Source organism: Microbacterium sp. CCNWLW41 (assembly GCF_037083505.1).
On sequence record NZ_JBAOJP010000001.1, the window covers coordinates 888,955 to 915,484 of the forward strand.

A 26,530-nucleotide genomic window follows, 5' to 3' on the forward strand; every position below is an offset into this window, starting at 1 on the left:
GGGGGAGTCGCCCGGGGTTTGGGGCGCATGCCGTCCCTTCGGGGCGCACGGCGCGCGCCCCGAACGAACGTACGGCGCCCCAAACCCGGAAGAAAGAGCCCGAAAGAGCCAAGGGGGACGGATGCTTCGACCTGCGGCATCCGTCGATCCCACTGAGTGGGAGCGCGAGCCCGCACGGCCCGGCGCCGGTGCGACGCTGGGACGACCCGAGTCGTCGAAGGAGACCTTGATGAGTGCGACGCAGCCCGATCCCCGGGGTGAAGAGGCGTTCTCGTCGTCGGTGGTTCTCGAGCAGACGGTGGCAGCGCCCGAGTCGCTGCTGGCCTCGCCCGACCAGCTGACGCAGAACGAGATCACGCAGGAGATCGTCGATTACCACGCCGCCGCCGCGCGACGCGAGGAGGCCGGCGAGAAGCTGAACATCAGCCTCCACGACTTCCCGCCCTACCGGTCGAGCCTGCTGCGGCATCCGACCAAGAACCCCAAGCTCGTCGACCCCGAGACCATCGAGCTGTGGTCGCCGGCCTTCGGCCAGCGCGACGTCGCGGCGATCGAGTCCGACCTCACGCTGCAGCACATCGGTGAGCCGCAGGGCGAGCGCATGACGGTCGAGGGCCGGCTCCTCGACTCGTGGGGGCGTCCGCTGGCGAACCAGCTGGTCGAGATCTGGCAGGCCAACGCGGCCGGCCGCTACATCCACCAGCGCGACCAGCACCCCGCGCCGCTGGACCCGAACTTCACCGGGGCCGGGCGCACGGTCACCGACGACAACGGGTTCTACAAGTTCACGACGATCAAGCCGGGCGCCTACCCGTGGAAGAACCACGTCAACGCGTGGCGCCCCGCCCACATCCACTTCTCGATCTTCGGCAGCGGCTTCACCCAGCGTCTGGTGACGCAGATGTACTTCCCGGGCGACCCGCTGTTCCCGCTGGACCCGATCTACAACACGATCTGGCGCCAGAAGGACCGCGACCGCCTCATCGGGCTGTACGACCACGACCTGTCGGTGCCCGAGTTCTCGATGGGGTACCGCTTCGACATCGTGGTCGACGGACCCGACGCCACCTGGTTCGAGCCCGAAGAAGGAGAGCACTGATGGCCGCTCGCACCCAGCGCGACCTGGGCCCCAAGACCCACGAGCCCACCGGCGGCCAGACCGTCGGCCCGTTCTTCGCCTTCGGCTTGGACTACCCCAAGAAGCACGAGGTCGTCTTCCCGCACAGCCCGGGTGCGATCGTGCTCGGCGGCACCGTGTTCGACGGCGCCGGCAACCCGATTCCCGACGCCGTCGTGGAGATCTGGAGCGCCGACGAGGACGGCAGCATCCCGCGCGCGCACGGCGCGTTCCGGCGCGACGACCACTCGTTCACCGGATTCGGGCGCGCCGCGACGACGGATGTCGGCCACTACGAGTTCTGGACCCGCAACCCCGGTCCGGTCGACGGAGGCGCGCCGTTCTTCTCGGTGATCGTGTTCGCCCGGGGGCTTCCCGACAAGCTCGTGACGCGCATCTACCTGCCCGAGCGCGAGGATCTCCTCGCCGCCGACCCGCTGCTGTCCTCGCTCGACGAGGGCGAGCGCGCTACGCTCATCGCGACGCGCCGGTCCGACGGCAGCCTGCACCACGACATCCACCTGCAGGGCGAGAAGGAGACCGTGTTCCTTGCCTTCTGATCCGCACCCCCCTCTCGACGAGGGGCTGCTCTCGCCGGTGACCGTCGGTCACGACGAGACGGTGACGGATGCCGCGATCCTCGACGCGCTCGTGACGGCCGAGGTCGGCCTCGCCCGCGCCCTCCTGGAGGCGGGCCTCGCGCCGGCCGAGGCCGTCGACGAGATCGAGACGGAGTTCGGCTGGCAGGGCGCACTGCGCGGATGCCGCGACCACGGCGTCGACGGGAGAGCACTGGCAGCGGCGGCCGTGGCCGGCGGCAACCCGGTGATCCCGCTCGTCGGCGTGCTCAGGGAGCGCGTCGGCACCGACGCGCGCCTGTGGATCCACCGCGGCGCCACCAGCCAGGACATCCTCGACACCGCGCTGATGCTCGTCGCGCGGGCGGCCACCAGCAAGGTCATCGCCGCGCTCGCGCACGCCGAGGTCTCGCTGCGCTTGCTGGCCCGCTCGCGCCGCGACGAGGTCGCCGCGGCGCGCACGCTCACCCAGCACGCGGTGCCGACCACCGTCGGCCTGCGCGCGGCCGGCTGGCTGCGAGGCGTCGCCCACGCCAAGGGACGCCTCGAGCAGGCCGGGCACGCGCTCCCCGTGCAGCTCGGCGGCGCAGCCGGAACGCTCGCCTCGTTCGTCGAGCTCGGCGGAGCCGAGACCGCGGCGGGGCTGCCGGCCGCCTACGCGCGCGAGCTCGGACTGGCCGCGCCCGAGGCGCCGTGGCACACCGCGCGCTGGCCGGTGACCGGGCTCGGCGACGCCCTCGTGCAGGCCGTCGACGCGGTCGGCAAGATCGCCGCCGACGTCGCCACCCTCAGCCGCAGCGAGATCGGCGAGCTCGCCGAGGGCACCGGCGGAGGATCGTCGGCGATGCCGCAGAAGCGCAATCCCGCGGCATCCGTCCTCATCCGCTCCGCCGCGCTGCGCGCGCCGCAGCTCGGCGCGACCCTGCACCTGGCGTCGGCGCTCGCCGTCGACGAGCGCCCCGACGGCGCCTGGCACGCGGAGTGGCCGACGCTGCGCGAACTGCTGCGTCTCGCGCTGGGCGCGACCGCCCACGCCGCGACCCTCGTCGCCGGCCTGCACGTCGACACCGACGCCGTGACCCGCAACCTCGACGTCGGCGGCGGGCTCATCCTCGCGGAGCGGCTCTCGCTCGTCCTCGGCCCCGCGCTCGGACCGGCCCGCGTGTCGCGGCTCGTCCTCGAGGCCGGCGCCGACGGCGACCTCGCCGCGGCGCTCGCGGCGCTCCCCGAAGTCGGCGCGCTCGCCGCCGACCGCGGCCGGAGCGCCGAGGCATTCGTCGCCGACCTGCTCGACCCCGCCCGGTACACGGGCCTCGCCGCACGCCTCGTCGACGAGGCCGTCACCCCACAGGAGACAGAGTGACCGTCCCCGCCATCTCGCTCACCGCACCCGTCGGCCCGATCGCCGCGCCGACCCTGATCCTCGGCCCGTCGCTCGGGACCTCGACCCTGCTGTGGGAGCGCGCGCTGCCCCCGCTCGCGCAGGAGTACCGGGTCATCGCCTGGGACCTCCCCGGTCACGGCGCCGCACCGGCCGCCGCCGCACCGTTCTCCATCGCCGACCTCGCCGACGCCGTGGCCGCGAGCATCGACGGAGAGTTCCTGTACGCCGGGGTGTCGCTCGGCGGCTGCGTGGGGCTCGAGCTGCTGCTGCGGCATCCGGATCGCGTCCGCGCAGCGGCGATCGTGTGCTCGGGCGCCGCGATCGGCGAGGCCGCAGCGTGGCACGAGCGTGCGGCCCAGGTGCGCGCGCAGAGCACCTCGAGCCTCATCATCGGCTCGGCGCAGCGGTGGTTCGCGCCGGGATCCATCGAGCGCGACCCCGACATCACCGGCCGGCTGCTGCACGCCCTGCAGGACGCCGACGACGAGAGCTACGCGCTGTGCTGCGAGGCGCTCGCGAGCTTCGACGTGCGCGATCGGCTGGGCGAGATCGCCACCCCGGTGCTGGCGGTGTGGGGCGATCACGACGGCGTCACGCCGGAGGCATCCGCTCGCGAGATCGCCGACGGCGTGCAGCGCGGCGAGGCGATCGGGATCGCGGATGCCGCGCACCTGCCGCCCGCCGACGCGCCGGCCGCGACGGCCGACGCCCTCCTCGGCTTCTTCGACGCCCACGCGGCGGAGCGCGCCGCATGACCCGCCCGGACGGCGAGGGCCTCACCGACCAGCAGCGCTACGACCAGGGCATGACGGTGCGTCGCGAGGTGCTCTCGGACGCGCACGTGGACCGTGCGATCGCCGGCACCGACGAGCTGACGGCCGACTTCCAGGACTTCATCACCCGCGTCGCGTGGGGCGACATCTGGTCGCGGCCAGGGCTCGACCGCCGCTCGCGCTCGGTGGCGGTGCTCACGGCGCTCATCGCGCTCGGTCACCACGAGGAGCTCGCGATGCACCTGCGCGCGGCGCGGCGCAACGGCCTCACCGTCGACGAGATCCGGGAGGTGATCCTGCAGGCGGGGCTGTACTGTGGCGTCCCGGCCGCGAACACCGCGTTCCGCATCGCGAAGGACGTGTTCGCCGACGAGTCCTGACGCCCGTATGCTTCATCGCATGACGGGCTCGGGGAGCGCATGACGGCCGAACACGCACCCCGGATCCTCTACCAGGTCAAGCAGGTCGAGCTCGCCGTCCGCGGACGCCTCGACGACGTGGTGCGGCCGCACGGCATCACCGTGACGCAGTACACCGCGCTGACGGTGCTCGAGCAGCACCCCGGGATGAGCTCGTCACAGTTGGCGCGGCACGCCTTCGTGACGGCGCAGGCGATGGAGGGAATCGTGCGCGCCCTGGTGGACGCGGGGCTGATCGACCGCGTCCGCGACCCCGAGAACCGGCGCCGCATGGCGATCTCGCTGACTCCGGCCGGCGTGGCGCTGCTGTCCGCGTGCCGCGACGACGTCGACCGCATCGAGGCCGTGGCGTTCGGCGGGCGGTCCGGATCGGAGCGCGCGGCGCTCGGACGCTGGCTCCAGGAGGCCCGGCGCGCCCTCGAGCAATCCACGGAACCGGTTGACTGACGTTCAGGAAACTTGATAATTGGTCCTAGCTCCGTCGCCGACGACGGCGCCCTGTCGACGATGACACGGAAGGACCCCACATGTCCCAGCTCCGCACCCGAACCATCGGATTGGCCGCGGTCGCCGCCGCCGCCCTGTCTGTCGGCCTTGTCGCGCCACCCGCCCTCGCGGACACCGGCGGCGAGTACGCCGGCTCGCTCTCCAACGGCACGACCTGGCTCGCCTCGGTCCCCGCCGACTGGAACGGCACCGTGCTGCTGTACAGCCACGGCTACCGGCCCTCGTTCATCCCCGGCAACCCGGCCTCCGTCGCCCCGGACGGCGCGACCAAGGCACTGCTGCTCGAGCGCGGCTACGCGCTCGTCGGGTCGTCGTACGCGTCCAGCGGCTGGGCGGTGCCGACCGCGGTCGACGACCAGCTGCAGTCCCTCGACGCCATGCTCGATGAGACCGGACTCGACCCCGAGCACATCCTCGCCTACGGCACCTCGATGGGCGGTCTCGTCACCGGCCGCATCGCCGAGAGCGCCGGCGACCTCATCGACGGGGCGATGCCGACGTGCGGGCTGATGGAGGGCGCCGTCGATCTGAACAACTACCAGCTCGACGGAGCGCACGCCATCGACCAGCTGCTCGCGCCGGCCCAGGACATCGACATCGAGGGCTACGCGACGCTCGGCGACGCCTTCGCCGCCTCCGGCGCGCTGAGCGCGGCGGTGCAGGCCGGTCAGCAGACACCGGAGGGGAAGGCGCGCATCGCGCTGGCCGCGGCGCTGTTCCACATCTCCGACGGCGCGGCCGCGGCCGACGCGCCGACGGACCCGGCGGTGCTGCAGCAGGGGCTGTACGAGCAGCTGCTCGACACGATCGGCTTCGTCACCCCCGGCCGCTTCGACATCGAGTCGACGGCGGGCGGCAACGCGACCTGGAATGCGGGAGTGGACTACCACAAGCTCTTCGCGCAGTCCGAGGACCGCGGGCTGGTGCAGGAGCTGTACCGCGAGGCCGGCCTGGAGCTCAAGGCGGACCTCGCGACCCTGACCGCGACCGCGGACGTCGTGGCCGACCCCGGCTCGGTCGAGACGCTGCGCGCCTCGTCGGGGCTCTCGGGCGACCTGCAGATGCCGGTCATCGCGCTGCACACGCTCGACGACATCCTGGCGCCGATCCAGGTCGAGGAGGAGTACGCCGAGGACGTCCGCACGGCCGGAGACACCAGCCTGCTGCGCCAGTTCCAGGTCGACCGGGTCGGGCACTGCAGCTTCACGCCTGCCGAGATCGCGGCGGGGATCGAGGCGCTCCTGGACCGCGTCGAGACGGGCAACTGGGGCGCGGTCGGGCAGTCCGCGCAGCGCATGAACCAGCTGGCCGCGTCGCTCCATGACAGCGGGTCGGCGTTCGTCCCCACCCAGCCGGGCGAGTTCCTCGGCGACCGGGAGGGACGCCGCTGACGGCGCCGAGCTGAACCGAGGGCGGCATCCGTGACGGGTGCCGCCCTCGGCGTCTCGCCCTGGCGGTGAGAGACGCGCTGCGGTATCGTGTCCGTTAGACGGACAGGTGTTCGCAGGACGAACACGAGGAGGCGCAGCGATGATCGACAAGACCGTGGCGTCCGTCGCGGAGGCCGTGGCCGGCATCCGCGACGGGGCGACCATCATGATCGGCGGCTTCGGCCGCGCCGGTCAGCCCGTCGAGCTGATCGATGCGCTCATCGCCCAGGGCGCGAGCGATCTCACGATCATCAACAACAACGCCGGCAACGGCGATACGGGCCTTGCCGCGCTCCTCGCGAAGAAGCGGGTGCGCAGGATCCTGTGCTCGTTTCCGCGCCAGCACGACTCGTGGGTGTTCGACGGCCTGTACCGGGCGGGCGAGATCGAGCTGGAGCTGGTGCCGCAGGGCAACCTCGCCGAGCGCATCCGCGCGGCCGGCGCCGGGATCGGCGCGTTCTTCTCGCCGACGGGCGTGGGCACCGAACTCGCCGAGGGCAAGGAGATCCGCGAGATCGACGGCCGTCTGTACGCGCTGGAGTACCCGATCAAAGCCGACGTGGCGCTCGTGAGCGCGTACCGCGGAGACCGGTGGGGCAACCTCGTGTATCGCGAGACCGCGCGCAACTTCGGGCCCATCATGGCCGCCGCCGCGACGACGACGATCGTGCAGGTCGACGAGCTCGTGCCGCTCGGCACGCTGGACCCCGAGGCCGTCGTGACGCCGGGCATCTTCGTCGACCGCGTCGTCGCGGTGGGCGAGCGGGCGTGGCTCGAGGGCGGCGCCTTCGTCGGAGGCGTGGACATCGAAGGGCGTCCGCTCGCGGCGGACGCGGCATCCGGAAACGAGGTCGACCAGTGAGCGTCACCGAACCGAGGACGCAGGGCACGCGCATCACGCGCCAGCAGCTCGCGGCCCGCATCGCCCGGGACATCCCCGAGGGCTCGTACGTCAACCTCGGCATCGGGGCGCCGACCCTCGTCGCCGACTACCTGCCGCAGGACCAGGAGATCATCCTGCACACCGAGAACGGGATGCTCGGGATGGGGCCGTCGCCCGCCGCCGGCGAGATCGATCCCGACCTCATCAACGCCGGCAAGCAACCCGTCACCGCGCTCGCCGGCGCCGCCTACTTCCACCACGCCGACTCGTTCGGCATGATGCGCGGCGGCCACCTCGACGTGTGCGTCCTCGGTGCGTTCCAGGTGTCGCAGGGCGGCGACCTCGCCAACTGGTCGACGGGCGCCCCCGGTGCCATCCCCGCCGTCGGCGGCGCGATGGACCTCGCGATCGGCGCGAAGAACGTCTACGTCATGACCGACCTCCTCACCAAGTCGGGGGAGTCCAAGCTCGTCGAAGCGTGCACGTACCCTCTCACCGGCGTCGGCTGCGTCACCCGCGTCTACACCGACCACGCCGTCTTCGACGTGATGCCCGAGGGATTCGCGGTGCGCGAGGCGTTCGGCGACAACACCGTCCAGCTCCTCGCCGCGCTCACGGGCCTGGAATTGACGGATGCCTCGACCCCCGGCATCCGGGAAGGTGAATGACATGGTGACCTGGATCTACGACGCCGTCCGCACGCCGTTCGGACGCGCCGGCGGCGCCCTCTCGGCGGTGCGCCCCGACGACCTCGCCGCCGTCGTCATGAGGGCGACGATCGAGCGCACGGGCCTGGATCCCGCGCGCATCGACGACGTGATCTTCGGCGACGCCAACCAGGCGGGGGAGGACAACCGCAACGTCGCGCGCATGGCCGCGCTGCTGGCGGGCCTGCCGACGACCGTCACCGGCGTCACGGTGAACCGGCTGTGCGCGTCGTCGGTCGAGGCCGTCGTCCAGGGGTCCCGTGCCATCGATGCCGGAGACGCCGACGTCGTGCTCGCGGGAGGCGTGGAGTCGATGAGCCGCGCGCCGTTCGTCGTCGAGAAGTCACCGCGGCCGTGGCCGAGCGTCGGCAACCAGACGCTGTGGAACACGTCGATCGGCTGGCGCATGACCAACCCGCAGCTGCCGAAGCACTGGACGATCTCCAACGGCGAGTCGGCCGAGAAGATCGCCCGGGAGCAGGGCATCTCGCGCCAGGCCCAGGACGAGTTCGCCGTGCGCTCGCACCGCCTGGCAGCCCAGGCCTGGGCCGACGGCCTCTACGCCGGTGAGATCGTGCAGGTCCCGGGCTCCGAGCTCGCGCGCGACGAGGGCATCCGCGACGACACGTCCGTCGAGAAGCTGGCAGGTCTCAAGGCGCTGTTCGCCGCCGACGGACAGGGCAGCGTGACCGCCGGCAACTCCTCGCCCATCAACGACGGCGCTTCGGCGGTGCTGCTCGCCCGCGAAGGGGCGCTGGACGGCGAGCCCCTCGCCCGCATCACGGCGCGCGCCGCGCACGGCGTCGACCCCGACCAGTTCCCGCTGGCGCCGATCGAGGCGGCGGACAAGGCGCTCGCCCGCGCGGGCCGCACCTGGGCCGACGTCGACCTCGTCGAGCTCAACGAGGCGTTCGCGTCGCAGTCGCTCGCCGACATCCAGGGCTGGCCCGAGCTCGACCCGGAGCGCGTCAACATCCACGGCGGCGCGCTGGCGATCGGGCATCCCCTCGGCGCGTCCGGCGGCCGCATCATCGGCCACGCGGCCCACGAGCTGCGCCGTCGCGGCGGGGGCGTCGCGGTCGCCGCCATCTGCATCGGCGTCGGGCAGGGCCTCGCCGTCGTGCTCGAGCGCTGAGCCGCGGAGCCGGACGGGTAGGGTGAGCCGGTGACCGAAGCCGCGGGCCGCACCCACGACACCGTGCAGTCGCTCGCCCGGGGGCTTGCCGTCATCCGGGCCTTCGACGCCGAGCACCCCGAGCTCACGCTCAGCGAGGTCGCACGCCGGGCCGGCATCACCCGCGCGGCGGCGGGCCGGTTCCTGCGCACACTCGAGCAGCTCGGATACGTCCGCGGCTCCGGCGCGACGAGCGTCGGACGCAGCTACGGCCTCACGCCGCGGGTGCTCGAGCTCGGCTTCAGCTACCTGTCCGCGCTGTCGATCCCCGAGGTCGTCCAGCCGCACCTCGAGCGGCTCTCGCGCGAGGTCGACGAGAGCGTGTCGGCGGCCGTCCTCGACGGGAGCGACATCGTCTACATCGCGCGCGTCCCCACGCGCCGCATCATGAGCGTCCGCATCACCATCGGCACGCGGTTCCCCGCGTTCGCGACGTCGATGGGGCGCGTGCTGCTGGCGGGGATGCCGGATGCCGCGCGCGAGGCCGCGCTCGCGGCATCCGCCCTCCCCGCCCTCACCGACCGCACCCTGACGTCGGCGGGAGCCCTCCGCGAGGAGCTCGTGCGGGTGGGGGAGCAGGGGTGGGCGCTCGTGGACGGCGAGCTCGAGCCAGGCCTGCGCTCGGTCGCCGTGCCGCTGCACGACCGCCGCGGCGGCGTGGTCGCCGCGGTGAACGTCTCGACGAGCGCGACGCGCGACACCGTCGAGCACGTGCTCGATGAGTACCTGCCCCCGCTGCAGCGCACCGCCGCCGCGATCGACGCCGAGCTGCGCCTGGTGTGAGGGAACGGATGCCGCGGCCCGCGGCATCCGTTTCAGAACACGATGGTGTGGTTGCCGTGGCGGATCACGCGGTCCTGGGCGTGCCACAGCACGGCGCGCGAGAGCACCTGGCGCTCGACGTCGGCGCCGCGGCGGGCGAGCTCGGCCGCCGAGTCGGCGTGCGTGACGCGCACGGTGTCCTGCTCGATGATCGGCCCCTCGTCGAGGTCGTCGGTGACGTAGTGCGACGTCGCGCCGATCAGCTTGACGCCGCGCTCCTTCGCCTTCTTGTACGGCTCGGCGCCGATGAAGGCGGGCAGGAACGAGTGGTGGATGTTGATCACGGGCACGCCGACCTGCGCGAGGAAGTCGCCCGAGAGAATCTGCATGTACCGCGCCAGCACGACGAAGTCGACGTTGCCCCTGAGCAGCTCGACGATCTTGGCCTCGGACGCCGACTTGTCGGGTCCCGCGACGGAGGGGACGTGGAAGAAGGGCACGCCGAACGAGCGCACGTCTTCGGCCGAGGTGGTGTGGTTCGAGATCACCATCGGGATCGTCACCGGCAGGTCGCCGCGGCGGTGACGCCACAGCAGGTCGAGCAGGCAGTGGTCCTGCTTCGACGCGAGGATCGCCATGCGCTTGGGGACGGACTGGTCGGTCAGCGACCACTCGAGCTCGAATCCGGCGAGCGTCCGCGCGAGCTCGTCCTCGATGCGGGGACGGTCGGCGGCGAAGCCGGGGCGGTGGAACACGACCCGCTGGAAGTACGCACCGCCCTCGGGGTTGTCGGAGTACTGGTCGAAAGCGACGATGTTGCCGCCGATGCGGGTGATCATCGCCGAGACCGCCGCCACGATCCCCGGCTGGTCGCTGCCGTGGACGATGAGGCAGGCGTGGTCGGGGTTGAGGTGCATCGCGGGCGAGGTCATCCCTCGATTCTGCCGTGTGATGACGCGTCGGATTCCGCCGCTCGGCGCCCACCGATCACCGACGGCGTCGCCGGGCCGTCCAGAGCAGGTATCCGCCCAACGTGGACGCGGCCGTCATGCCCGCGCCGACGAGGGCGCTCCGCCACGATCGCCACCGCTCGTCACCCGCGACGAAGCGGCCGACGGCATTGATCAGGGCGGCGGTGATCATCCCGGCCACCAGGCGGTTGCCGATGCGCTCGGTCCGGGCGACCAGCGGGTCAAGCTCCGCCGCACGGAGGTGGACCTCGACGCCGTTGCCGTCCATGGTGTCGAGGATCCTGCGCAGGCGCGTGGGAAGCTCCAGCAGCAGGGCGCCGGCGTCGGTGGAGGCGCGACCCATCCGCTTGGCGAGCGCCGCGGGGGAGAGCCGGTCACGGACCAGCCGCTGCGCGTAGGGAGTCAACACGGCGGCGAGGTCGAACTCGGGATCCAGCTGCACTCCGATGCCCTCGATCACCATGAGCACCTTGAAGATGAGTGCGACCTCGCGCGGAAGCTGCAGCCGCTGCTCGCGGAGCACGCGGAGCAGTTCGGTGGCCATCCGGCCGAACCCCACCTCTCCCAGCGACCTCTCGGCGGCCAGCCCGATGAAGGACGCCATGGCCTGACGGAACCCATCCCGATCGACGTTGCCCTTGGTCACCGACACGCGCACGAGCGCGTCGGCCAGCGCGTCGGGGTTCTGCAGGGCGTAGGCGATGAGGAAGTCGGCGAACCGGTCGCGGAGGTCCTCGCTGATCTGGCCGACCATGCCGAAGTCGATGAGCGCGATGCTGCCGTCCGGCTGGACGAAGAGGTTGCCCGGGTGGGGATCGGCGTGGAAGAAGCGGTGCTCGAAGATCATCTGGAGCATGACGTCGGCGCCCGTCTTCGCCAGCGCGCCGCGGTCGATTCCCGCCTCGTCCAGCGCCTCGAGGTCGTTGATCTTGATACCGGTGACGCGCTCGAGAGTCAGCACACGCGAGGTGCTCCGCGTCCAGACGACCCCAGGGATCAGCACGTCGGGGCGGTCGGCGAACAGCGCGCCGAACCGGTCGGCGTTCTCCGCTTCGCGGACGTAGTCGAGTTCGGCGCGGAGCGTCCGCGAGAACTCCTGGACGATTCCCCGCACGTCGTATGTGCGCGCGGCTTCCCACGCCCGCGCCGCGCGGTCGGCGAGATCGTTGAGGATGTCGAGGTCCTCCTGCACCTGCCGAACCGCATCGCGGCGGCGGACCTTCACCACGACGGGTGTGCCGTCCCGCAGCTCTGCGGCGTGGACCTGGCCGATGGATGCCGATGCCAGCGGGGCCGGATCGAACGACGCGAAGGACTGCTCCGGCTCCGCGCCCAGTTCCCGGCAGATCGTCTCCCGGATCTCGTCGAAGGACACGGGGGGAGCGGCATCCAGCAGCTTGGAAAGCTCCGCGATGTAGGCCGGCGGAAGGAGGTCGGGGCGCGTGGAGAGAAGCTGGCCGAGCTTGATGAAGGTGGGCCCCAGCTCCTCGAGAGCGAGCCGGAGGCGAGCGGCCCTCGTCAGGGCGGGGTCGGCCGGCCGGTGCTGCGGGTGGCGACGGCCGGCGGGGATCCACCGGCCGAGTCCCGTCGCACCGACGAGGAAGCTCAGTCCGTGACGCGCCAGCGTGTCTGCGATCTCCTGGTACCTGCTGAGATTCGCTCTCACCGCCGCGATCGCCGTTCCGCCATCGGCTCATTGTCGCCGACCTCCCCAGCGGGGACAAGAGACCTAGAGCAAGCCGTCGCGGTGCGCAACCGTCATGCCGGCACGACGGTGAGCGCGTACATTTGGTCCTCTTGAATCGCCCGGCCGATGGGAGGGGCAAGGGAGGTCCCATGGCGGCGAACGCGACGACCCGTTTCGACAATGTGTCACTGCTCTCGGTGGTGAGCACTCTGCCTGGGCGGGTGACGACGTCCGAGGAGATCGAGCACCGCCTGTCGGGCTCGCTTCGTCGATTGAGACTGCCCGGGCGGCTCCTGCAACGCGTCGCGGGCGTCCTCGAACGCCGCAACTGGGCGGCGGACGAGTCCTCGGACGAGGCGACGGTGTCGGCCGGTCGGCGCGCGCTGGCCGAGGTGTCGGTGGCACCGTCCGACGTCGGACTCCTCATCAACACGTCGGTCTCGCGCAAGCACCTCGAGCCGTCGGTGGCGGTCCGTCTGCACCACGGGCTCGGTCTGTCGAGCTCCGCCGTCAACTTCGACGTCGCCAACGCGTGCCTCGGGTTCGTCAGCGGCATGAGTCTCGCGGCGAACATGATCCAGTCCGGTCAGATCCGCTATGCCGTCATCGTCAACGGCGAGGACGCCGATGAGATCCAGGACAACACCATCCGCCGCCTCCTGCGCGACGACGTCGACAGGGACGGCTTCATGAGCGAGTTCGCGTCGCTCACGCTCGGGTCGGGCGCCGCCGCAGCGGTGCTCGGCCGCGCCGACGAGCACCCGGAGGGCCACCGGATCCTCGGTGGTGTGACCCGGGCCGCGACGCAGTTCCACGAGCTGTGCGTCGGCAGCGTGGACGGCATGTTCACCGACGCGAGAGCGCTCCTGAAGGGCGGGCTGGACCTGGTCCTCTCCGCCTGGCGGGACGCGCGGCCGGAGTGGGATTGGTCGGACATGAACCGGTACATCACCCACCAGGTCTCGGCCGTGCACACCGATGCCATCATCAAGGCGGCCCACCTCGACCGCACGCGCGTCCCGGTGACGTTCCCGAGGTACGGAAACGTCGGTCCTGCCTCGATCCCCATCACCCTCGCGGAGGAGCAGGCGACGCTGCGCGCGGGCGACCGCGTCCTCCTCATGGGGGTCGGGTCCGGGCTCAACACCGCCATGATGGAGCTCGCCTGGTGACCCGGCGCGCGGTGCCGCCTCCCGCGGGACTCCCCGGGCTCGACCCGGGCTGGAGCCGCATCGTCGCCGTGCCGGGCGTCGGCCCCGATGCCGGCGTCACCCGCGGTTGGCACGTCCTCGACACCGGGCCCGAGCTGGTGCGACGAGGGGTCGACGCGGTCGGCACGATCCTCGCCGTGCACGGGAATCCGACGTGGTCGTACCTGTGGCGCCGGCTTGCGGCGCGGTCGCTGGACGCCGCGGCGCATGGCGAGCCGGCATGGCGTCTCGTCGCCGTCGACCAGCTCGACATGGGCTTCTCCGAGCGCACCGGTGCCGACCGTCCGCTGGCGCAGCGCGTCCCCGACCTCGGCGCGCTGACGGATGCCCTGTCGCTGAGCGCGCCGGTCGTCACGCTGGGTCATGACTGGGGCGGCGTCATCTCGCTCGGCTGGGCGCTGGAGCATCCGTCGTCCCTCGCCGGGGTCGCGCTCGTCAACACGGCCGTACACCACCCGCCGGGGGTTCCGATCCCGGCTCCGCTCCGGCTGGCGCGGGCACCGGGGGTTCTCGCGGGCGCGACGTCGGCCACCACGGCGTTCCTCGACACGACGCTGGCGCTGGCGCGACCGGCCCTGACCGATGAGGCGGGAGCCGCCTATCGCGCGCCGTACCTCTCCGCGGCCCGGCGGGCCGGCATTCGCGGCTTCGTCGCCGACATCCCCGTCGGGCCTCACCATCGCAGCTTCTCCGAGCTGGAGAGGATCGCGGACGGCGTCCGTGGGCTCGACGTTCCCGCGCTGCTGATGTGGGGCCCGGAAGATCCGATCTTCGGCGACCGGTATCTCGATGATCTCGTGGACCGGCTTCCCCATGCCGACGTCCACCGGTTCGAAGGCGCGGGTCATCTGCTCGCCGAGGAGGAACGCTGCGCGGACGGCCTCATGGCATGGCTGCACGACGACGTCGTCCCGCTCCGGGCCCGCGTGCCTGCGACTTCACGTGGCCCGGCCGCCCAGGTGCCGCCGAGCGCGTGGTCCGACGCCTCCGGCACCCCCATCTGGCACGCCCTCGATCAGCGCAGCGATGACGACGGGACCGCGATCGTGCAGATGACGTCCGGCGGGCGCGCGCCGCGGCGGGTGAGCTGGCATCAGCTCCACGACAGGGTCCGACGACTCGCGGCGGGGCTGCATCGCGTGGGCGTGCGAAGGGGCGACCGGGTGTCGCTCCTGGTTCCCCCGGGGCCCACACTGTCGGCCGTCGTCTACGCCTGCCTCCGGATCGGCGCGGTCGTCGTCGTCGCCGATGCCGGCCTCGGAGTGCGCGGGCTGACGCGCGCCGTTCGGGGGTCGTGGCCGGACGTGATCATCGGGGAGACGCGAGGTCTGACGGCCGCGCGGGTGCTCGGGTGGCCCGGCATGCGCATCTCGGTCGCTCGACTGCCGAAGACCGCCGCCGCGGCGCTCGGCATCTCCCACACTCTCGGTGAGCTCGCGCGGGAAGGGTATGACGCCGCCGCGCCGGCCGACCCGCCCGGGCCGGATGACCCTGCCGCGATCCTGTTCACCTCCGGCTCCACCGGGGCGGCCAAAGGGGTCGCCTACACGCACCGGCAGCTCTCCGCGCTGCGCGATCTGCTCGCCTCGCACTTCGGCGTCACCGGCGAGACCGGCCTCGTGACAGGCTTCGCGCCGTTCGCCCTTCTCGGTCCGGCTCTGGGCACCCGGTCCGTGACACCCGACATGGACGTCTCCTCACCGAGGACGCTCACGGCGCCGGCCGTCGCCGCAGCGGTGCAGGCGTCGGGTGCGGAGATGGTCTTCCTTTCGCCGGCGGCGATCCTCAACGTCGTCGATACCGCGGACGCGCTGACGGCAGAGGGCCGTGGCGCGCTCGCAGGGGTGCAGACGTTCCTCTCCACCGGAGCCCCCATCAGCCAGGGGCTGCTGGAGTCGGCTGCGGCGCTCATGCCGAACGCCACGGCTCACACCCCGTACGGCATGACGGAGTGCCTGCTGGTGACCGACATCACGCTGGCCGGTGTCCGCGACGCGGCCGGCAGCCGTGACGCGGGCGTCTGCGTCGGAGTCCCGATCGGCGCGAACCGCGTTCTGGTCAGCCCTGTCGACTGCGACGGTCGCGCGACCGGCCGTGCGACGGACGCGCCCGGAGTGCTCGGCGAGGTCGTCGTGTCGGCATCCCACGTGAAAGACCACTACGACCGGCTCTGGCTCACCGACCGGGAGGCGGTCCGCGAGACGGCCGGTCTCGACTCGCCCGGAGAGACCCGTCGCTGGCACCGCACGGGCGATGTGGGCCACCTCGACGCGCACGGGCGGCTGTGGATCGAGGGACGGATGCCGCACCTCATCGTGACCGCCCACGGCCCGTTGGCGCCGGTGGGCACGGAGCAGCGGGTGGAGCGGGTCGAGGGGGTGCGCCGCGCGGCCGTGGTGGGGGTGGGCCCGCACGGGCTGCGCCAGGCGGTCGCGATCGTCGAGACCACGCCCGCAGCGAGGCGGGCAGGCCTTGCGGACCCGCTCCTCACCAGCGCCGTGCGGAACGCTGCCGGCACGCCGCTCGCCGCGGTGCTCGCCGTCCCGGGGCTGCCCACCGACATCCGGCACAACTCCAAGATCGACCGATCCCGACTCTCGGTGTGGGCTGAGCGCGTGCTCGCGGGAGAGCGCCCCGGCGCACCATGATCGTCCTCGTCACCGGTGCGTCCGGCTTCCTCGGCTCGGCCGTCGCGACCACGCTCGTCGCGGCAGGCCACGACGTGCGCACACTGCAGCGACGGCCGTCCGCCGTGGCAGGAGCGGCTGACTTCTGCGGGTCGATCACGAACCGGGCCGACATCGACATCGCCGTCCAGGGCGCCGAGGCTGTCGTCCACCTCGCGGCCCGGGTATCGCTGACCGGCAGGCGAGACGAGTTCCGTGCGGTCAACGTCGAGGGGACCCGGATCCTGCTCGATGCCGCGGAACGCGCCGGGGTGACGCGCTTCGTGCACGTCTCGTCGCCGTCCGTCGCGCACGCCGGTTCTGCGCTCGTCGGTGTCGGTGCGGGGCCCGCCGATCCGGAACGTGCCCGCGGCGACTACGCGCGCACCAAGGCGGAGGCCGAGCTCCTCGCACTGGAGCGCGACTCGACGGCGATGAGCGTGGTTGCCGTCCGCCCTCACCTGGTGTGGGGGCCCGGAGACACCCAGTTGGTCGCCCGGATCGTGGAGCGAGCCCGGAGAGGACGGCTGCCCCTCCTGAACGGCGGAACCGCTCTGATCGACAGCACCTACATCGACAACGCCGCCTCAGGCATCGCGGCGGCGCTCGAGCGGGCGGATGACGCGCACGGCCGCGCACTCGTCCTCACCAACGGCGAGCCGCGGCCGGTGGGCGACCTCCTCTCGGGCATCTGCCTCGCGGCCGGGGTCGCGCCCCCGCGCTGGAGCATCCCCGCCTGGCTCGGCCGCGCGGCGGGGACCGCGGTCGAGGTCGGGTGGCGGATCGTGCCGGCGCGTGACGAGCCGCCGATGACGCGGTTCCTGGCCGAGCAGCTGTCGACCGCCCACTGGTTCGATCAGCGCGAGACCCGGCGCATCCTCGCGTGGTCCCCCGCGGTGTCGATCGACGAAGGACTGGCCCGCCTGGCTGCTCGTTCCTGAACCCGTCCTGGCCGAGGTGGTGGACGCCGCGGCCGAGCGCGCTTCGCCTCGTCAGACCGGATGATGCGCCGCGATGGTGGATGGCCGGGCCGACACGCCGGCTGCCGCCTGCTCGAAGATGCCCCGCATCCACGCGTGCTCGGGGTCGCGACCGTGGACCGGATGCCACCACAAGGCGTTGACGACGGGCGTGGCGTCGAAGGGAGCGGCGAGTGTGCGGACTCCTGCGACGGACTCGGCGACGTGCGCGAGGCCTGCCTGGATCAGGCCGAGCCGGTTCGTGCCGGCGATGAAGTGCGGCAGGGCGAGGAAGCTCTCGACGACCGCCTCGACGTGCGGCTCGATGCCGAGCTGCTGCAGCTGCCGCGCCGCCGAGGTGAATGCGGTGCGCGACTGATACGTGAAGACCCACGGCAGGGCGCCCAACACCTCCATCGTGAGCTCGTCGCCGACCATCTCGTTCGAATCGGAGGCGACGACCACCCAGCTGTCGCGCCACAGGTCGGTGTAGGGGAGATCGACGAGGTAGCCGTGCGGGATGACCATTCCGTCGGCGGCGCGCAGCCGGTTGAGCGCGTCATCGACGATGGACGGATTGTGCAGCATGAACCGGAAGCGCACGCCGGGCGCCGACTCGGCGGCCAGGCGCGAGACCTCGCTGCCGATCGTGGCGAAGCCGTAGTCCGACCCGTAGATCGAGAACTCGCGGATCGACTCGCGGGGGCTCCACGTCGCCTGGCTTTCGAACACCCGCCGTGCCGCCTCGAGCGCCGTCGTGGTGTGCTCGGTCAGCCGCAGGGCGAGGGGGGTGAGCTCATAGGTGTTGCCGCGGCGGGCGAGGATCGGGTCGTTGAAGTGCGTGCGCAGCCGTGCGAGCGAAGCGCTCAGCGCGGGCTGGCTCAGATGGAGTCGCTCGGCGGCGCGCGTCACACTCCGCTCGGTCAGCAGCGCGTCGAGGGCGACGAGCAGGTTCAGATCGAGACGGGAAAGGAGTGGTTGATCGGACACTGATCCTCCGGGTGCGGGAGCCTCGGTTCAGTGTATCGGCGCAGTCTATGCAGGCGGGAGGCGGTATCGCCCGCAACGATGAACACCTCCCCCCGCAGTTATGTGCGCATCACTCTTACTTATGTCAAAATCCAGCGTAACGCTGATAGGCTCGATGCGACTCACGGCCTGCGGTCAACGCGGTCCCGACCCAGAGAGCGAGCATCGATGCTTCTCGAAAGAGACCTCATCCAGTCCGTCGGATTCCGCAACATCCGCGAGGGGGGTGAGGTCACCGGCTTCCAGCTCCGGCTCCGCATGCCGTCGTACCGCGGCATGGCGGCATCCCTCATCGACGGTGTCGCCGTGCGCGTCGGCGACCTCGTCGACGTCGCGCCGGACGTGCCGCTGTGGACGTTCGCCGGCCGCACGTACTCGCTGCAGGAGCTGTGGGACGCGGACGGCGTGCGCTGGCCGCTCGAGGAGGCGGCCGTCGTCACGGTGCCGCACCCCGGCGGGCTGCCGGAGGGCACGCACGAGGTCTCGGTGCAGCTGCGGCTGCGGATGTCGTACATCCCCGAGGAGCACCAGCCCTCGACCTACGACGTGTCGCGGCACATCACCCTCACATCGGCAGAGGAGGGCGGTCCGTTCCGGTACGGCGTGAGCCTGTACAGCTTCATGACCGACTTCGGCACGGTCATGGACCTCGAGACCGCGCTCGCCGCGGTGGCGGACGTCGGCGCCACCGGCGTCGAGATCCTCGGCGAGGGCCACATCGAGCGGTACCCCGAGCCGACCGTCGAGTGGATCGACCGCTGGTTCGCCCTGCTGGAGAAGTACTCGCTCGAGCCCACGAACTACGGGTCGTGGATCGACACCCGCCTGCACTCGAGCGGCGTCCACGCGCGGGATCTCACGGCGGCCGAGGGCGCCGGGATGCTGCAGCGCGATCTGCGCCTGGCGAAGCGCCTGGGCTTCCGCTTCGTGCGCCCCAAGATCGGCGTGGTCTCGAGCGACCTCATCCCGCACCCGATCTGGACCGAGTCCGTCGAGCGCTCGCTGGATCTCGCGGCCGAGCTCGACGTCGTGATCTGCCCCGAGATCCATGCCCCCACCCCCATCAAGCACGAGGTCGTCGACGACTACATCGACCTCATCGAGCGCACCGGCACCGAGCACTTCGGGCTGCTGCTGGACACCGGCATCTTCCAGGACCGTCCGATCCCGCTGAAGCCGGGCGAGCTGCCCGGACGCCGTCCGGCCTTCATGGACGGCATCGCCGTCGACCCGGCCGACATCGCCGACATCGCGAAGTACGTCGTGTTCATCCAGGCGAAGTTCCACGACATCGACGAGAACCTCGAAGACCAGCAGATCCCGTGGGAGCCGGTGCTGCGCGCGCTCAAGGACGCCGGCTACACCGGGTACCTCTCGAGCGAGTACGAGGGCGAGCGCATCCCGTGGCGCTCCATCGAGCAGGTGCGCCGCCAGCACTCCCTCATGCGCTCCATCGCCTCGCGCCTTCCCTGAAACCGGAGACCCCCATGCCCAACGGACTCATCGCCGAAGACAGCCTGCGCCCGCATCCCGACGGGCTCGCGCTCACGCTCACGATCCCCTGGTACCGGAGCCTGTGGCTCTCGTCGGTCACGACGCTGCGCCTCACGGTCGACGGCGCCGACATCCCCGGCGAGGACCTCGCCTTCGAGCTCGACGGCACGCGGTACACCGTCGCCGAGCTGCCCGACCGGAGCGAGACGCTGTGGTTCCTGCAGCAGCATCCGCTCCTCATCGCCCGGCTCGACCGGCCGGTGGAGCTCGGCGAGCAGCACGAGGTCGAGATCTTCGGCGAGCTGCGCCTGCCGTACATGCAGATCGCGCCCGGCCAGGGCGGCGGACCCGGCATGTACGTGCCGAACATCGTGCGCCAGTCGTCGACGCTGACGGTGACCGACCGCGATGCGACGCCGGCGGTGACGGTGACGGATGTCGCACCCCCGCCGCCCGCCGCGGAGGAGGACCCGTTCCGCCTCGGCCTCACGCTCTACTCGGCCAGCGCCGAGTTCCGCGCCGGCTGGTACGACTTCGACGGGCTGCTGGACCGGGTCGCCGCGCTCGGCATCGGGCCGGGGATCGAGATCGTGGCGTCGCAGGTGCTGCCCACGTATCCGGTCGTGTCGGACGAGTTCGTCGCGCAGTGGCGGGCCGCGTTCGACCGCCACGGCTTCGACGAGAGCTCGTTCGGCGCGAACCTCGACATGGGCCGTCGCCGCGACCGCGACATGACGCCCGACGAGGAGTTCGAGTTCAGCGAGCTGCTGTTCCAGGGAGCCAAGAAGCTCGGATTCCCGCTGGTGCGGATCCAGAGCGCGAAGCCGGAGCTCCTGCGCCGCCTGCTGCCGGTCGCCGAGAGCCTCGACCTCCGGCTCGCCTACGAGATCCACGCCCCGATGGGGCCCAACTCGCCCGAGATCATGAAGGTCCGCGACGTGTACGCCGACCTCGACTCGCCGCTCCTGGGCTTCGTCGCCGACTTCTCCTCGACGATGCACGCGATGTCGCCCACCCTCCTGCGTGCGGTGCGCCGAGCGGGGCTCGACGACGAAGCCGTCGAGCGTCTGCAGCAGATCTGGGGGACGGATGCCTCGATGCGTGACCGGCAGCAGGAGTTCATCGCGTATCTCCAGAGCCGCGACTTCGATCCCGGCCGCCTCGGCTCGTTCGCGCACCTCGCGTTCAACATGCACGGCCACGTCGACCCGCGGGAGTGGGCCGACATCATGCCGCAGATCCTGCACGTGCACGCGAAGTTCTACGACATCGACGAGGACGGGCAGGAGCCCGCGATCGACTACCCCGAGCTCGTGCGCGTGTTCGTCGAGGGCGGCTACCGCGGCTACTGGTCGAGCGAGTGGGAGGGGCACGCGTTCGCCGAGCTCGGCGAGGTCGACCCGCTTCTGCTCGTGCGCCGGCAGCACGACCTCATCCGGCGCTCGATGCACGCCGTGGAGGCCGCGCGTGTCTGACACCGACATGAGCGGCGCGTCCCGCGGCTCCGCGTGGTCGTTCGGCGAGGATCTCCGGCTGCGCGAGAACGGCGAGCTGCGTCTGCTGCTCGGCGGCCAGGTGCACAACTCGTCGAGCTCGTCGACGGACTCCATCCGCCGGTCCTTCGCGCAGGCTCGGGACCTGAATGCGAACACCGTGCTGGCACCGGTGAGCTGGGCGCTGACCGAGCCGCAAGAGGGCGCGTTCGACTTCGCGCTCGTCGACGCGATGATCGAAGAGGCCCGGGGTCTCGGGCTCCGCCTCGTGCTCCTCTGGTTCGGCGCCTTCAAGAACGCCGCCTCGACGTACGCGCCGCGGTGGGTGAGATCCGACCAGAGCAGGTTCCCCCGAGCCGTCGTCCACCCCAAGACCCGGGGGAGCGCCTTCCACTATTCCGGGGTGATGCCCACCCCGGTGCTTTCGGTCTTCAGCGAGAACCTTCTCGACGCGGATGCGGCGGCGTTCGAGGCGTTCGTCGCGCACGTCGCCGACGTCGACCCCGGCGATGTCGTCGCGATGATCCAGGTCGAGAACGAGTCGGGACTCCTCCGCGACAGCCGCGACCGTAGCGACCTCGCCGAGGCGGCCTGGCGTCGCGACGTGCCGTCCGCGCTCATCGCCGCCGCGCGCCGATCGGACCCCTCGTCCCTGCTGCGTGAGCGGTGGGACGCCGGTGGCCGGCGCGAGGCCGGGTCATGGCGCGAGGTGTTCGGGGACGACTCGGGCGCCGACGAGATCTTTATGGCCTGGTCGATCGCCTCGTACGTGCAGCATCTCGCCGAGCGCGGGCGGGCCCGCAAGCGCATCCCGATGTACGCCAACGCGTGGCTGGGCCCCCAGCCCGGGCAGGACGAGCCGGGACAGTGGCCGAGCGGCGGACCGTCCAGCCGCGTGATCGACGTGTGGCGAGCGGCCGCGCCGGCCCTGTCGCTGGTCGGCCCCGACATCTACGTCGACGACGCCGACTCCGCGATGCGTGCCTACGCGACGGGAGACCAGCCGCTCTTCGTGCCCGAGAGCAGGCTGCGCGCGGGAGAGCTCGTGCGCGCCGTCGGCGGCTACGGAGCAGTCGGCTGGTCGGCCTTCGGCATCGACGGGGCGAACCCCGAAGGTCAGGTCGCGGCGGTGCTCGCGTACCTGAGCGCCTTCGAGACGACGATCGCCGAGGCCCAGCGACGGCAGCGCATCGGCGCCGTGGTGGTGGAGCCCGGGGCCCCGCCGGCCGAGGCATCCGTCGGGGATCTCACCGTGAGCGCGCGCGGGCTGAACGACATCGTGCGCGACTTCCTGCTCGACGTGGGTGTGCAGCTGCCCGCGGGGCCGCTTCCGGTCCCGGACGAGACGCTGCCGGGTGAACCGGTGCCGACGCCCGGCGAACGACGCCCGTTCGCGCTGGTCTTCGCCGAGTCCGAAGATGACATCGTCGTGGTCGGACAGGGCGTGAAGCTCGACTTCGCCGCGGCGCACGGATCGGTCGAGGTCGACGCGGTCGTCGAGCTGCTCATGGACGCCGGCGCCGTCGTCGCCGGCCGCGTGCTCAACGGCGACGAGCGGCTCCAGGTCGTGCCGGTGGATCGCGTCGGCGCCGCGCGGATCACTCTGCTGCGTATCGAGGCGGGGCCCCGAGCGTGAGGGATGACGCGGCGACCTTCCGCAACCCCGTCCTGGGTGGAGACCGGCCGGATCCCGCCGTCATCAAGATCGGCGACGAATACTGGATGACCTACTCGTCGTTCGAGTCCGCCCCGGGCCTGCTGCTCTACCGATCGCGCGACCTGGTGAACTGGACGTACGAGTGTGCCGCGCTGCCCGAGCCGCTGGGCAGCACGTTCGCGGTCGACATCGCCGTTCACGACGGGCGCTTCTTCATCTACATCCCGTTCATCCCCGCGCCGTGGTCGACGCTCACAGCCCCATCGATCTTCGTGATCCACGCCGACTCGATGGAGGGGCCGTGGTCGGAGCCGATCGATCTCGGAGTCCGGTGGGCGATCGATCCCGGGCACGTCGTCGGCGAGGACGGCACGCGGTACCTCTTCGTGAACGGCATCCGTCGCATCGCGCTCACCGATGACGGGCTCGCGACCGTCGGCGAGCTCGAGCAGGTGTACGACGGCTGGCGCTACCCCGACGAATGGATCACCGAGGCGTACGCGCTCGAGGGACCGAAGCTGTTCCGGCGCGGCGAGTGGTTCTACCTGGTCAGCGCTGTCGGCGGCACCGGTGGCCCGCCGACGGGGCATATGGTCATCGTCGCGCGGTCGCGGTCGGTCCACGGACCGTGGGAGAACAGCCCGCACAATCCCGTGGCGAGGACGACGGATGCCGCGCAGGCCTGGTGGTCGCGCGGGCACGCGACGATCCTGCCCGGTCCCGCGAGCGAGGACTGGTGGATGGTCTCGCACGGCTACGAGAACGGGTACCGCACGCTCGGACGGCAGATCCTGCTCGAGCCGATCGCCTGGACTGCGGACGGCTGGCCCGTCGGCGTGCTCGAAGACATCGGCGGAGACCTCACCGCACCGGCCGGCGCCGCGGCACAGCGCGCCCCGGTCGCGTTCGCAGACGACTTCTCGACACTGCGGCTCGGCGAGCGCTGGGCGTTTCATGCACCGTCGCCCGGCGAGGCGTCCCGGCTCACTCTCGACGACGGCCTCGTGCTCGCCGGAAGGGGCACGAACCCCGGTGACACGTCACCGCTCGCCGTCCTCACCGGCGACCACTCCTACGAAGTCGAGGTCGAGGTGGAACTCATCGGCGGCGATGTCGAGGGCGGCATCCTCCTCTACTTCAACGACCGGCTCTTCTGCGGCATGGGCATCGACGGCGAGCGCATGCGCAGCTACGCCGGCGGGCACGTCACGCACTGGCGGGAGCCCGCGCCGGCCGTACGCCGCCTGCAGCTGAGGCTCCGCAACGACACGCACATCGTCACCGGCTGGTACCGCGAGCCCGGCGGGGACTGGACGCGCCACGCGATCCGGTACGAGACGTCCGGCTACCACGCGAACACCATGGCCGACCTCCTGAGCCTCCGGCCGGCGCTCTACGCGGCCGGGGAAGGATCGGTCCGGTTCCGCGAGTTCCGGTACCGCCCGCTCAGCTGACGCGCAGCTCGACGGCCTGCGTCGACGCGAGCGTCGCGCCGACGTGGAGCCGGAAGAGGCCGGGCTCGACGACGAAGGCCGGGGTCGCGGCATCCGTCGTCCAGAAGCCGAGCTGCTCGCGGCCGATCTCGAACCTGGAGACGACCGTCTCACCGGCGCCGATGGTGCGGCGCTCGAACGCGACGAGCCGGCGGACGGGCGGGGCGACGCTGGCCACGACGTCTTCGACGTACACCTGCACCACCTCGTCGCCCGGCCTGTCGGAGGTGTTCGTCACGTCGAGCTCCAGCACGACCGGCTCGTCGATCGCGCTCCCGGGCGCTTCGGTCCGTGACAGGCGCGGGGTGCCGTGCGCGAAGGTCGCGTAGCCCGAGCCGTGACCGAACGAGAACTGCGGGCCGAGCTCGAGGTCGAGGTACTTCGAGGTGAACTTGTCCTCGACGTTGTCGGGTCCGTGGAGGCCGACATCGGTCTCCTCCGCCGTGAGCCTGCCCCCGGTCGACGCGGGACGCCCCGTGTGCTCGTGCGGGTAGTGGATCGGGATCTGGCCGACCGAGCGCGGCCACGACATCGGGAGGCGCCCCGCGGGGTCCTCGTTCCCGAGGAGCACGTCCACGATCGCGGCGGGGGCCTCCGTGCCTCCGTGCCACGCCACCAGCACACTCGGTGCGAGATCGATCCAGTCGCTCACGACGAGCGGGCGGCCGGCTTCGAGGACCACGATGAACGGGATGCCGCAGCCGGCGACCGCGCGGATCAGGTCCTCCTGACGCCCGGGGAGTCGGATGTCGCTCCGGGAGGCCGCCTCGCCCGAGAGCGCGCTGGGCTCGCCGACGCAGAGGATCACCAGGTCGGCCCGTGACGCCGCGTCGACCACGGCGGAGATGCCGGAGTCGGTGCCTGCGAGGAACTCGACCCCGGGCACGACCTCGAGCTCGACCTCGGGCCGACGCGTGCCGAGCTCGTCGGCGATGCTTCCCGCGCGGGCGCCGAAGTACTGCGTCCACGCGCCGAGGTGGTCGGTCGACTCGGCGTACGGGCCGGCGAGCAGCACGCGTCGCGGCGATCGCAGCGGGAGGGTGCCGTCGTTCTTCAGCAGCACCGACGCGCGGGCGGCCGCGCGTCGGACGAGAGCGCGCGACGCCTCGGTGGGCTCGGTGATCTCGGCATCTTCGTCGACGTAGGGCCTCTCGAAGAGCCCGAGCCGCTCCTTCAGGGTCAGCACACGGGTCACCGCGTCGTCGAGCCGCGCGGGGTCGAGCGCCGACAGCGCGCTCGGGTCGAGATCGGCGGGCGCGCCGCCCATCTCGATGTCGAGGCCCGCGCGGAAGGCGAGGACCACGGCCTCTTCGACCGTTTCGGCGACCCGATGAGCGACGAGGTTTCGCACGCCCTCGGCGTCACCGACGACCACGCCCGGGAAGTCCCATTCATCCTTCAGCACACCCGTCAGCAGGCGCCGGTTCGCGTGCATCGGGATGCCGGCCACCGTGTTGAAGGCAGCCATCACGGTCGCGACACCCTCGCCGACCGCAGCGCGGAAGGGCTCGAGCCAGACGTTGCGCAGCTGGTGGTCCGAGGCGTCCACGCCCGCATAGTCGCGGCCACCCTCGGGGGCGCCATAGGCCACGAAGTGCTTGGCCGTCGCGGCGATCGCGGTCGGGGACGAGAGGTCGTCCCCCTGGTAGCCGCGCACCATGGCGCGCGTCATCGTCACGGCGAGGTGCACGTCTTCGCCGAAGCCCTCGACCACCCGTCCCCACCGCGGGTCCCGCGAGATGTCGGCCATCGGCGAGAACGTCCAGGTCACTCCGCCCGACCGGGCCTCCGCGGCCGCGAGGGCGGCGAGGTCCCGAACCAGTGCGGGGTCGAAGCTCGCCGCTTGCGCGAGGGGCACCGGCGCGATGGTGCGCTGCCCGTGGATGACGTCGAGCCCGACGAGAAGCGGGATACCGAGGCGGGTCTCCTCCACGGCCACGCGCTGCAGCGCGTTCGTCGCCGTCGCCGACGGCGGCCAGAAGACGGAGCCGAGGCCTTCGCGCACGAGCTGCGCGGCATCTTCGTGCTTCGGGCGGAAGACGATCTGCAGCTGGCCGAGCTTCTCGGCGTCGGTCATCTCGGCGAGCAGGCTGCTCACGCGTGCGCTTCGTTCCATCGCGGCCTCCCAGCCGGTTC

The 26,530-nt window shown here is 71.8% G+C and carries 22 protein-coding genes; 18 read left to right on the plus strand and 4 right to left on the minus strand.

Annotated elements, in window-relative coordinates; all coding sequences use genetic code 11:
• Nucleotides 1-229 precede the first annotated feature (229 nt).
• The 11 genes from pcaH to V6R91_RS04005 all read left to right on the plus strand — a co-directional run bounded on the left by pcaH (nt 230) and on the right by V6R91_RS04005 (nt 9,755).
• Nucleotides 230-1,099 (plus strand): protocatechuate 3,4-dioxygenase subunit beta, encoded by an 870-nt coding sequence (gene pcaH, locus V6R91_RS03955; protein ID WP_336394284.1) that lies wholly within the window; start codon nt 230-232, stop codon nt 1,097-1,099.
• Nucleotides 1,099-1,677, plus strand: coding sequence for a protocatechuate 3,4-dioxygenase subunit alpha (gene pcaG, locus V6R91_RS03960; RefSeq protein ID WP_336394285.1), 579 nt, complete (start codon nt 1,099-1,101; stop codon nt 1,675-1,677). Before pcaH ends, pcaG begins: the two co-directional genes overlap by 1 nt.
• A complete protein-coding gene (locus tag V6R91_RS03965) occupies nt 1,667-3,058 on the plus strand; it encodes a lyase family protein (RefSeq protein WP_336394286.1) in 1,392 nt (463 codons plus the stop codon). The genes pcaG and V6R91_RS03965 overlap by 11 nt, the downstream gene beginning before the upstream one ends.
• Nucleotides 3,055-3,834: an alpha/beta fold hydrolase gene (locus tag V6R91_RS03970; protein WP_336394287.1), complete on the plus strand. Its 780-nt coding sequence runs from the start codon at nt 3,055-3,057 to the stop codon at nt 3,832-3,834. Before V6R91_RS03965 ends, V6R91_RS03970 begins: the two co-directional genes overlap by 4 nt.
• Nucleotides 3,831-4,232 (plus strand): 4-carboxymuconolactone decarboxylase, encoded by a 402-nt coding sequence (gene pcaC, locus V6R91_RS03975; protein WP_336394288.1) that lies wholly within the window; start codon nt 3,831-3,833, stop codon nt 4,230-4,232. Before V6R91_RS03970 ends, pcaC begins: the two co-directional genes overlap by 4 nt.
• 39 nt (nt 4,233-4,271) lie before the next feature.
• Complete coding sequence (locus tag V6R91_RS03980) at nt 4,272-4,718, plus strand: MarR family winged helix-turn-helix transcriptional regulator (RefSeq protein ID WP_336394289.1); 447 nt, start codon at nt 4,272-4,274, stop codon at nt 4,716-4,718.
• A gap of 80 nt (nt 4,719-4,798) precedes the next feature.
• Complete coding sequence (locus V6R91_RS03985) at nt 4,799-6,169, plus strand: alpha/beta hydrolase family protein (protein ID WP_336394290.1); 1,371 nt, start codon at nt 4,799-4,801, stop codon at nt 6,167-6,169.
• Nucleotides 6,170-6,308: 139 nt separating this feature from the next.
• On the plus strand, nt 6,309-7,070 hold the full coding sequence (locus V6R91_RS03990) for a 3-oxoacid CoA-transferase subunit A (protein ID WP_336394291.1): 762 nt from the start codon (nt 6,309-6,311) through the stop codon (nt 7,068-7,070).
• The gene (locus tag V6R91_RS03995) at nt 7,067-7,759 is read left to right on the plus strand and encodes a 3-oxoacid CoA-transferase subunit B (protein WP_336394292.1); all 693 of its coding nucleotides are present in this window, start codon (nt 7,067-7,069) and stop codon (nt 7,757-7,759) included. The genes V6R91_RS03990 and V6R91_RS03995 overlap by 4 nt, the downstream gene beginning before the upstream one ends.
• 1 nt (nt 7,760) lies before the next feature.
• A complete protein-coding gene (locus V6R91_RS04000; RefSeq protein ID WP_336394293.1) occupies nt 7,761-8,933 on the plus strand; it encodes a thiolase family protein in 1,173 nt (390 codons plus the stop codon).
• A gap of 30 nt (nt 8,934-8,963) precedes the next feature.
• Nucleotides 8,964-9,755 (plus strand): IclR family transcriptional regulator domain-containing protein, encoded by a 792-nt coding sequence (locus V6R91_RS04005; RefSeq protein ID WP_336394294.1) that lies wholly within the window; start codon nt 8,964-8,966, stop codon nt 9,753-9,755.
• Between the two features lie 32 nt (nt 9,756-9,787).
• On the opposite strand, the gene purU is transcribed toward V6R91_RS04005, so the two are convergent.
• Together purU and V6R91_RS04015 are read right to left on the minus strand one after the other, a co-directional pair.
• On the minus strand, nt 9,788-10,666 hold the full coding sequence (gene purU, locus V6R91_RS04010; RefSeq protein WP_336394295.1) for a formyltetrahydrofolate deformylase: 879 nt from the start codon (nt 10,664-10,666) through the stop codon (nt 9,788-9,790).
• Between the two features lie 55 nt (nt 10,667-10,721).
• Nucleotides 10,722-12,371, minus strand: a complete 1,650-nt coding sequence (locus V6R91_RS04015) for an ABC1 kinase family protein (RefSeq protein ID WP_336394296.1) — start codon at nt 12,369-12,371, stop codon at nt 10,722-10,724.
• A 170-nt stretch (nt 12,372-12,541) separates the two neighbouring features.
• Between V6R91_RS04015 and V6R91_RS04020 the strand changes: the two genes are divergently transcribed.
• From V6R91_RS04020 to V6R91_RS04030, 3 genes are read left to right on the plus strand one after another with little or no spacing between them, the layout of a single operon-like run.
• Entirely contained in the window at nt 12,542-13,564 is a 1,023-nt protein-coding gene (locus V6R91_RS04020) for a 3-oxoacyl-ACP synthase III (protein WP_336394297.1), read from the plus strand.
• Nucleotides 13,561-16,251, plus strand: a complete 2,691-nt coding sequence (locus V6R91_RS04025) for an alpha/beta fold hydrolase (RefSeq protein ID WP_442928092.1) — start codon at nt 13,561-13,563, stop codon at nt 16,249-16,251. Before V6R91_RS04020 ends, V6R91_RS04025 begins: the two co-directional genes overlap by 4 nt.
• Complete coding sequence (locus V6R91_RS04030; protein ID WP_336394298.1) at nt 16,248-17,210, plus strand: NAD-dependent epimerase/dehydratase family protein; 963 nt, start codon at nt 16,248-16,250, stop codon at nt 17,208-17,210. Before V6R91_RS04025 ends, V6R91_RS04030 begins: the two co-directional genes overlap by 4 nt.
• A gap of 51 nt (nt 17,211-17,261) precedes the next feature.
• Here V6R91_RS04030 and V6R91_RS04035 read toward each other — a convergent pair whose 3' ends face one another.
• Entirely contained in the window at nt 17,262-18,218 is a 957-nt protein-coding gene (locus V6R91_RS04035; RefSeq protein ID WP_336394299.1) for a LysR family transcriptional regulator, read from the minus strand.
• Nucleotides 18,219-18,425: 207 nt separating this feature from the next.
• Here V6R91_RS04035 and V6R91_RS04040 point away from each other — a divergent pair, with 207 nt between their 5' ends.
• The 4 genes from V6R91_RS04040 to V6R91_RS04055 are packed head-to-tail and all read left to right on the plus strand — an operon-like array spanning nt 18,426 to nt 24,355.
• Entirely contained in the window at nt 18,426-19,730 is a 1,305-nt protein-coding gene (locus V6R91_RS04040; RefSeq protein ID WP_336394300.1) for a C-glycoside deglycosidase beta subunit domain-containing protein, read from the plus strand.
• A 14-nt stretch (nt 19,731-19,744) separates the two neighbouring features.
• A complete protein-coding gene (locus tag V6R91_RS04045; protein WP_336394301.1) occupies nt 19,745-21,226 on the plus strand; it encodes a C-glycoside deglycosidase beta subunit domain-containing protein in 1,482 nt (493 codons plus the stop codon).
• Complete coding sequence (locus tag V6R91_RS04050; RefSeq protein ID WP_336394302.1) at nt 21,219-22,880, plus strand: DUF5597 domain-containing protein; 1,662 nt, start codon at nt 21,219-21,221, stop codon at nt 22,878-22,880. The genes V6R91_RS04045 and V6R91_RS04050 overlap by 8 nt, the downstream gene beginning before the upstream one ends.
• The gene (locus tag V6R91_RS04055) at nt 22,877-24,355 is read left to right on the plus strand and encodes a family 43 glycosylhydrolase (protein WP_336394303.1); all 1,479 of its coding nucleotides are present in this window, start codon (nt 22,877-22,879) and stop codon (nt 24,353-24,355) included. Before V6R91_RS04050 ends, V6R91_RS04055 begins: the two co-directional genes overlap by 4 nt.
• Here the strand turns inward: V6R91_RS04055 and V6R91_RS04060 are convergent.
• Nucleotides 24,348-26,492: a glycoside hydrolase family 3 N-terminal domain-containing protein gene (locus V6R91_RS04060; protein WP_336394304.1), complete on the minus strand. Its 2,145-nt coding sequence runs from the start codon at nt 26,490-26,492 to the stop codon at nt 24,348-24,350. The two genes, V6R91_RS04055 and V6R91_RS04060, sit on opposite strands and share 8 nt — an antisense overlap.
• Between the last annotated feature and the right edge of the window lie 38 nt (nt 26,493-26,530).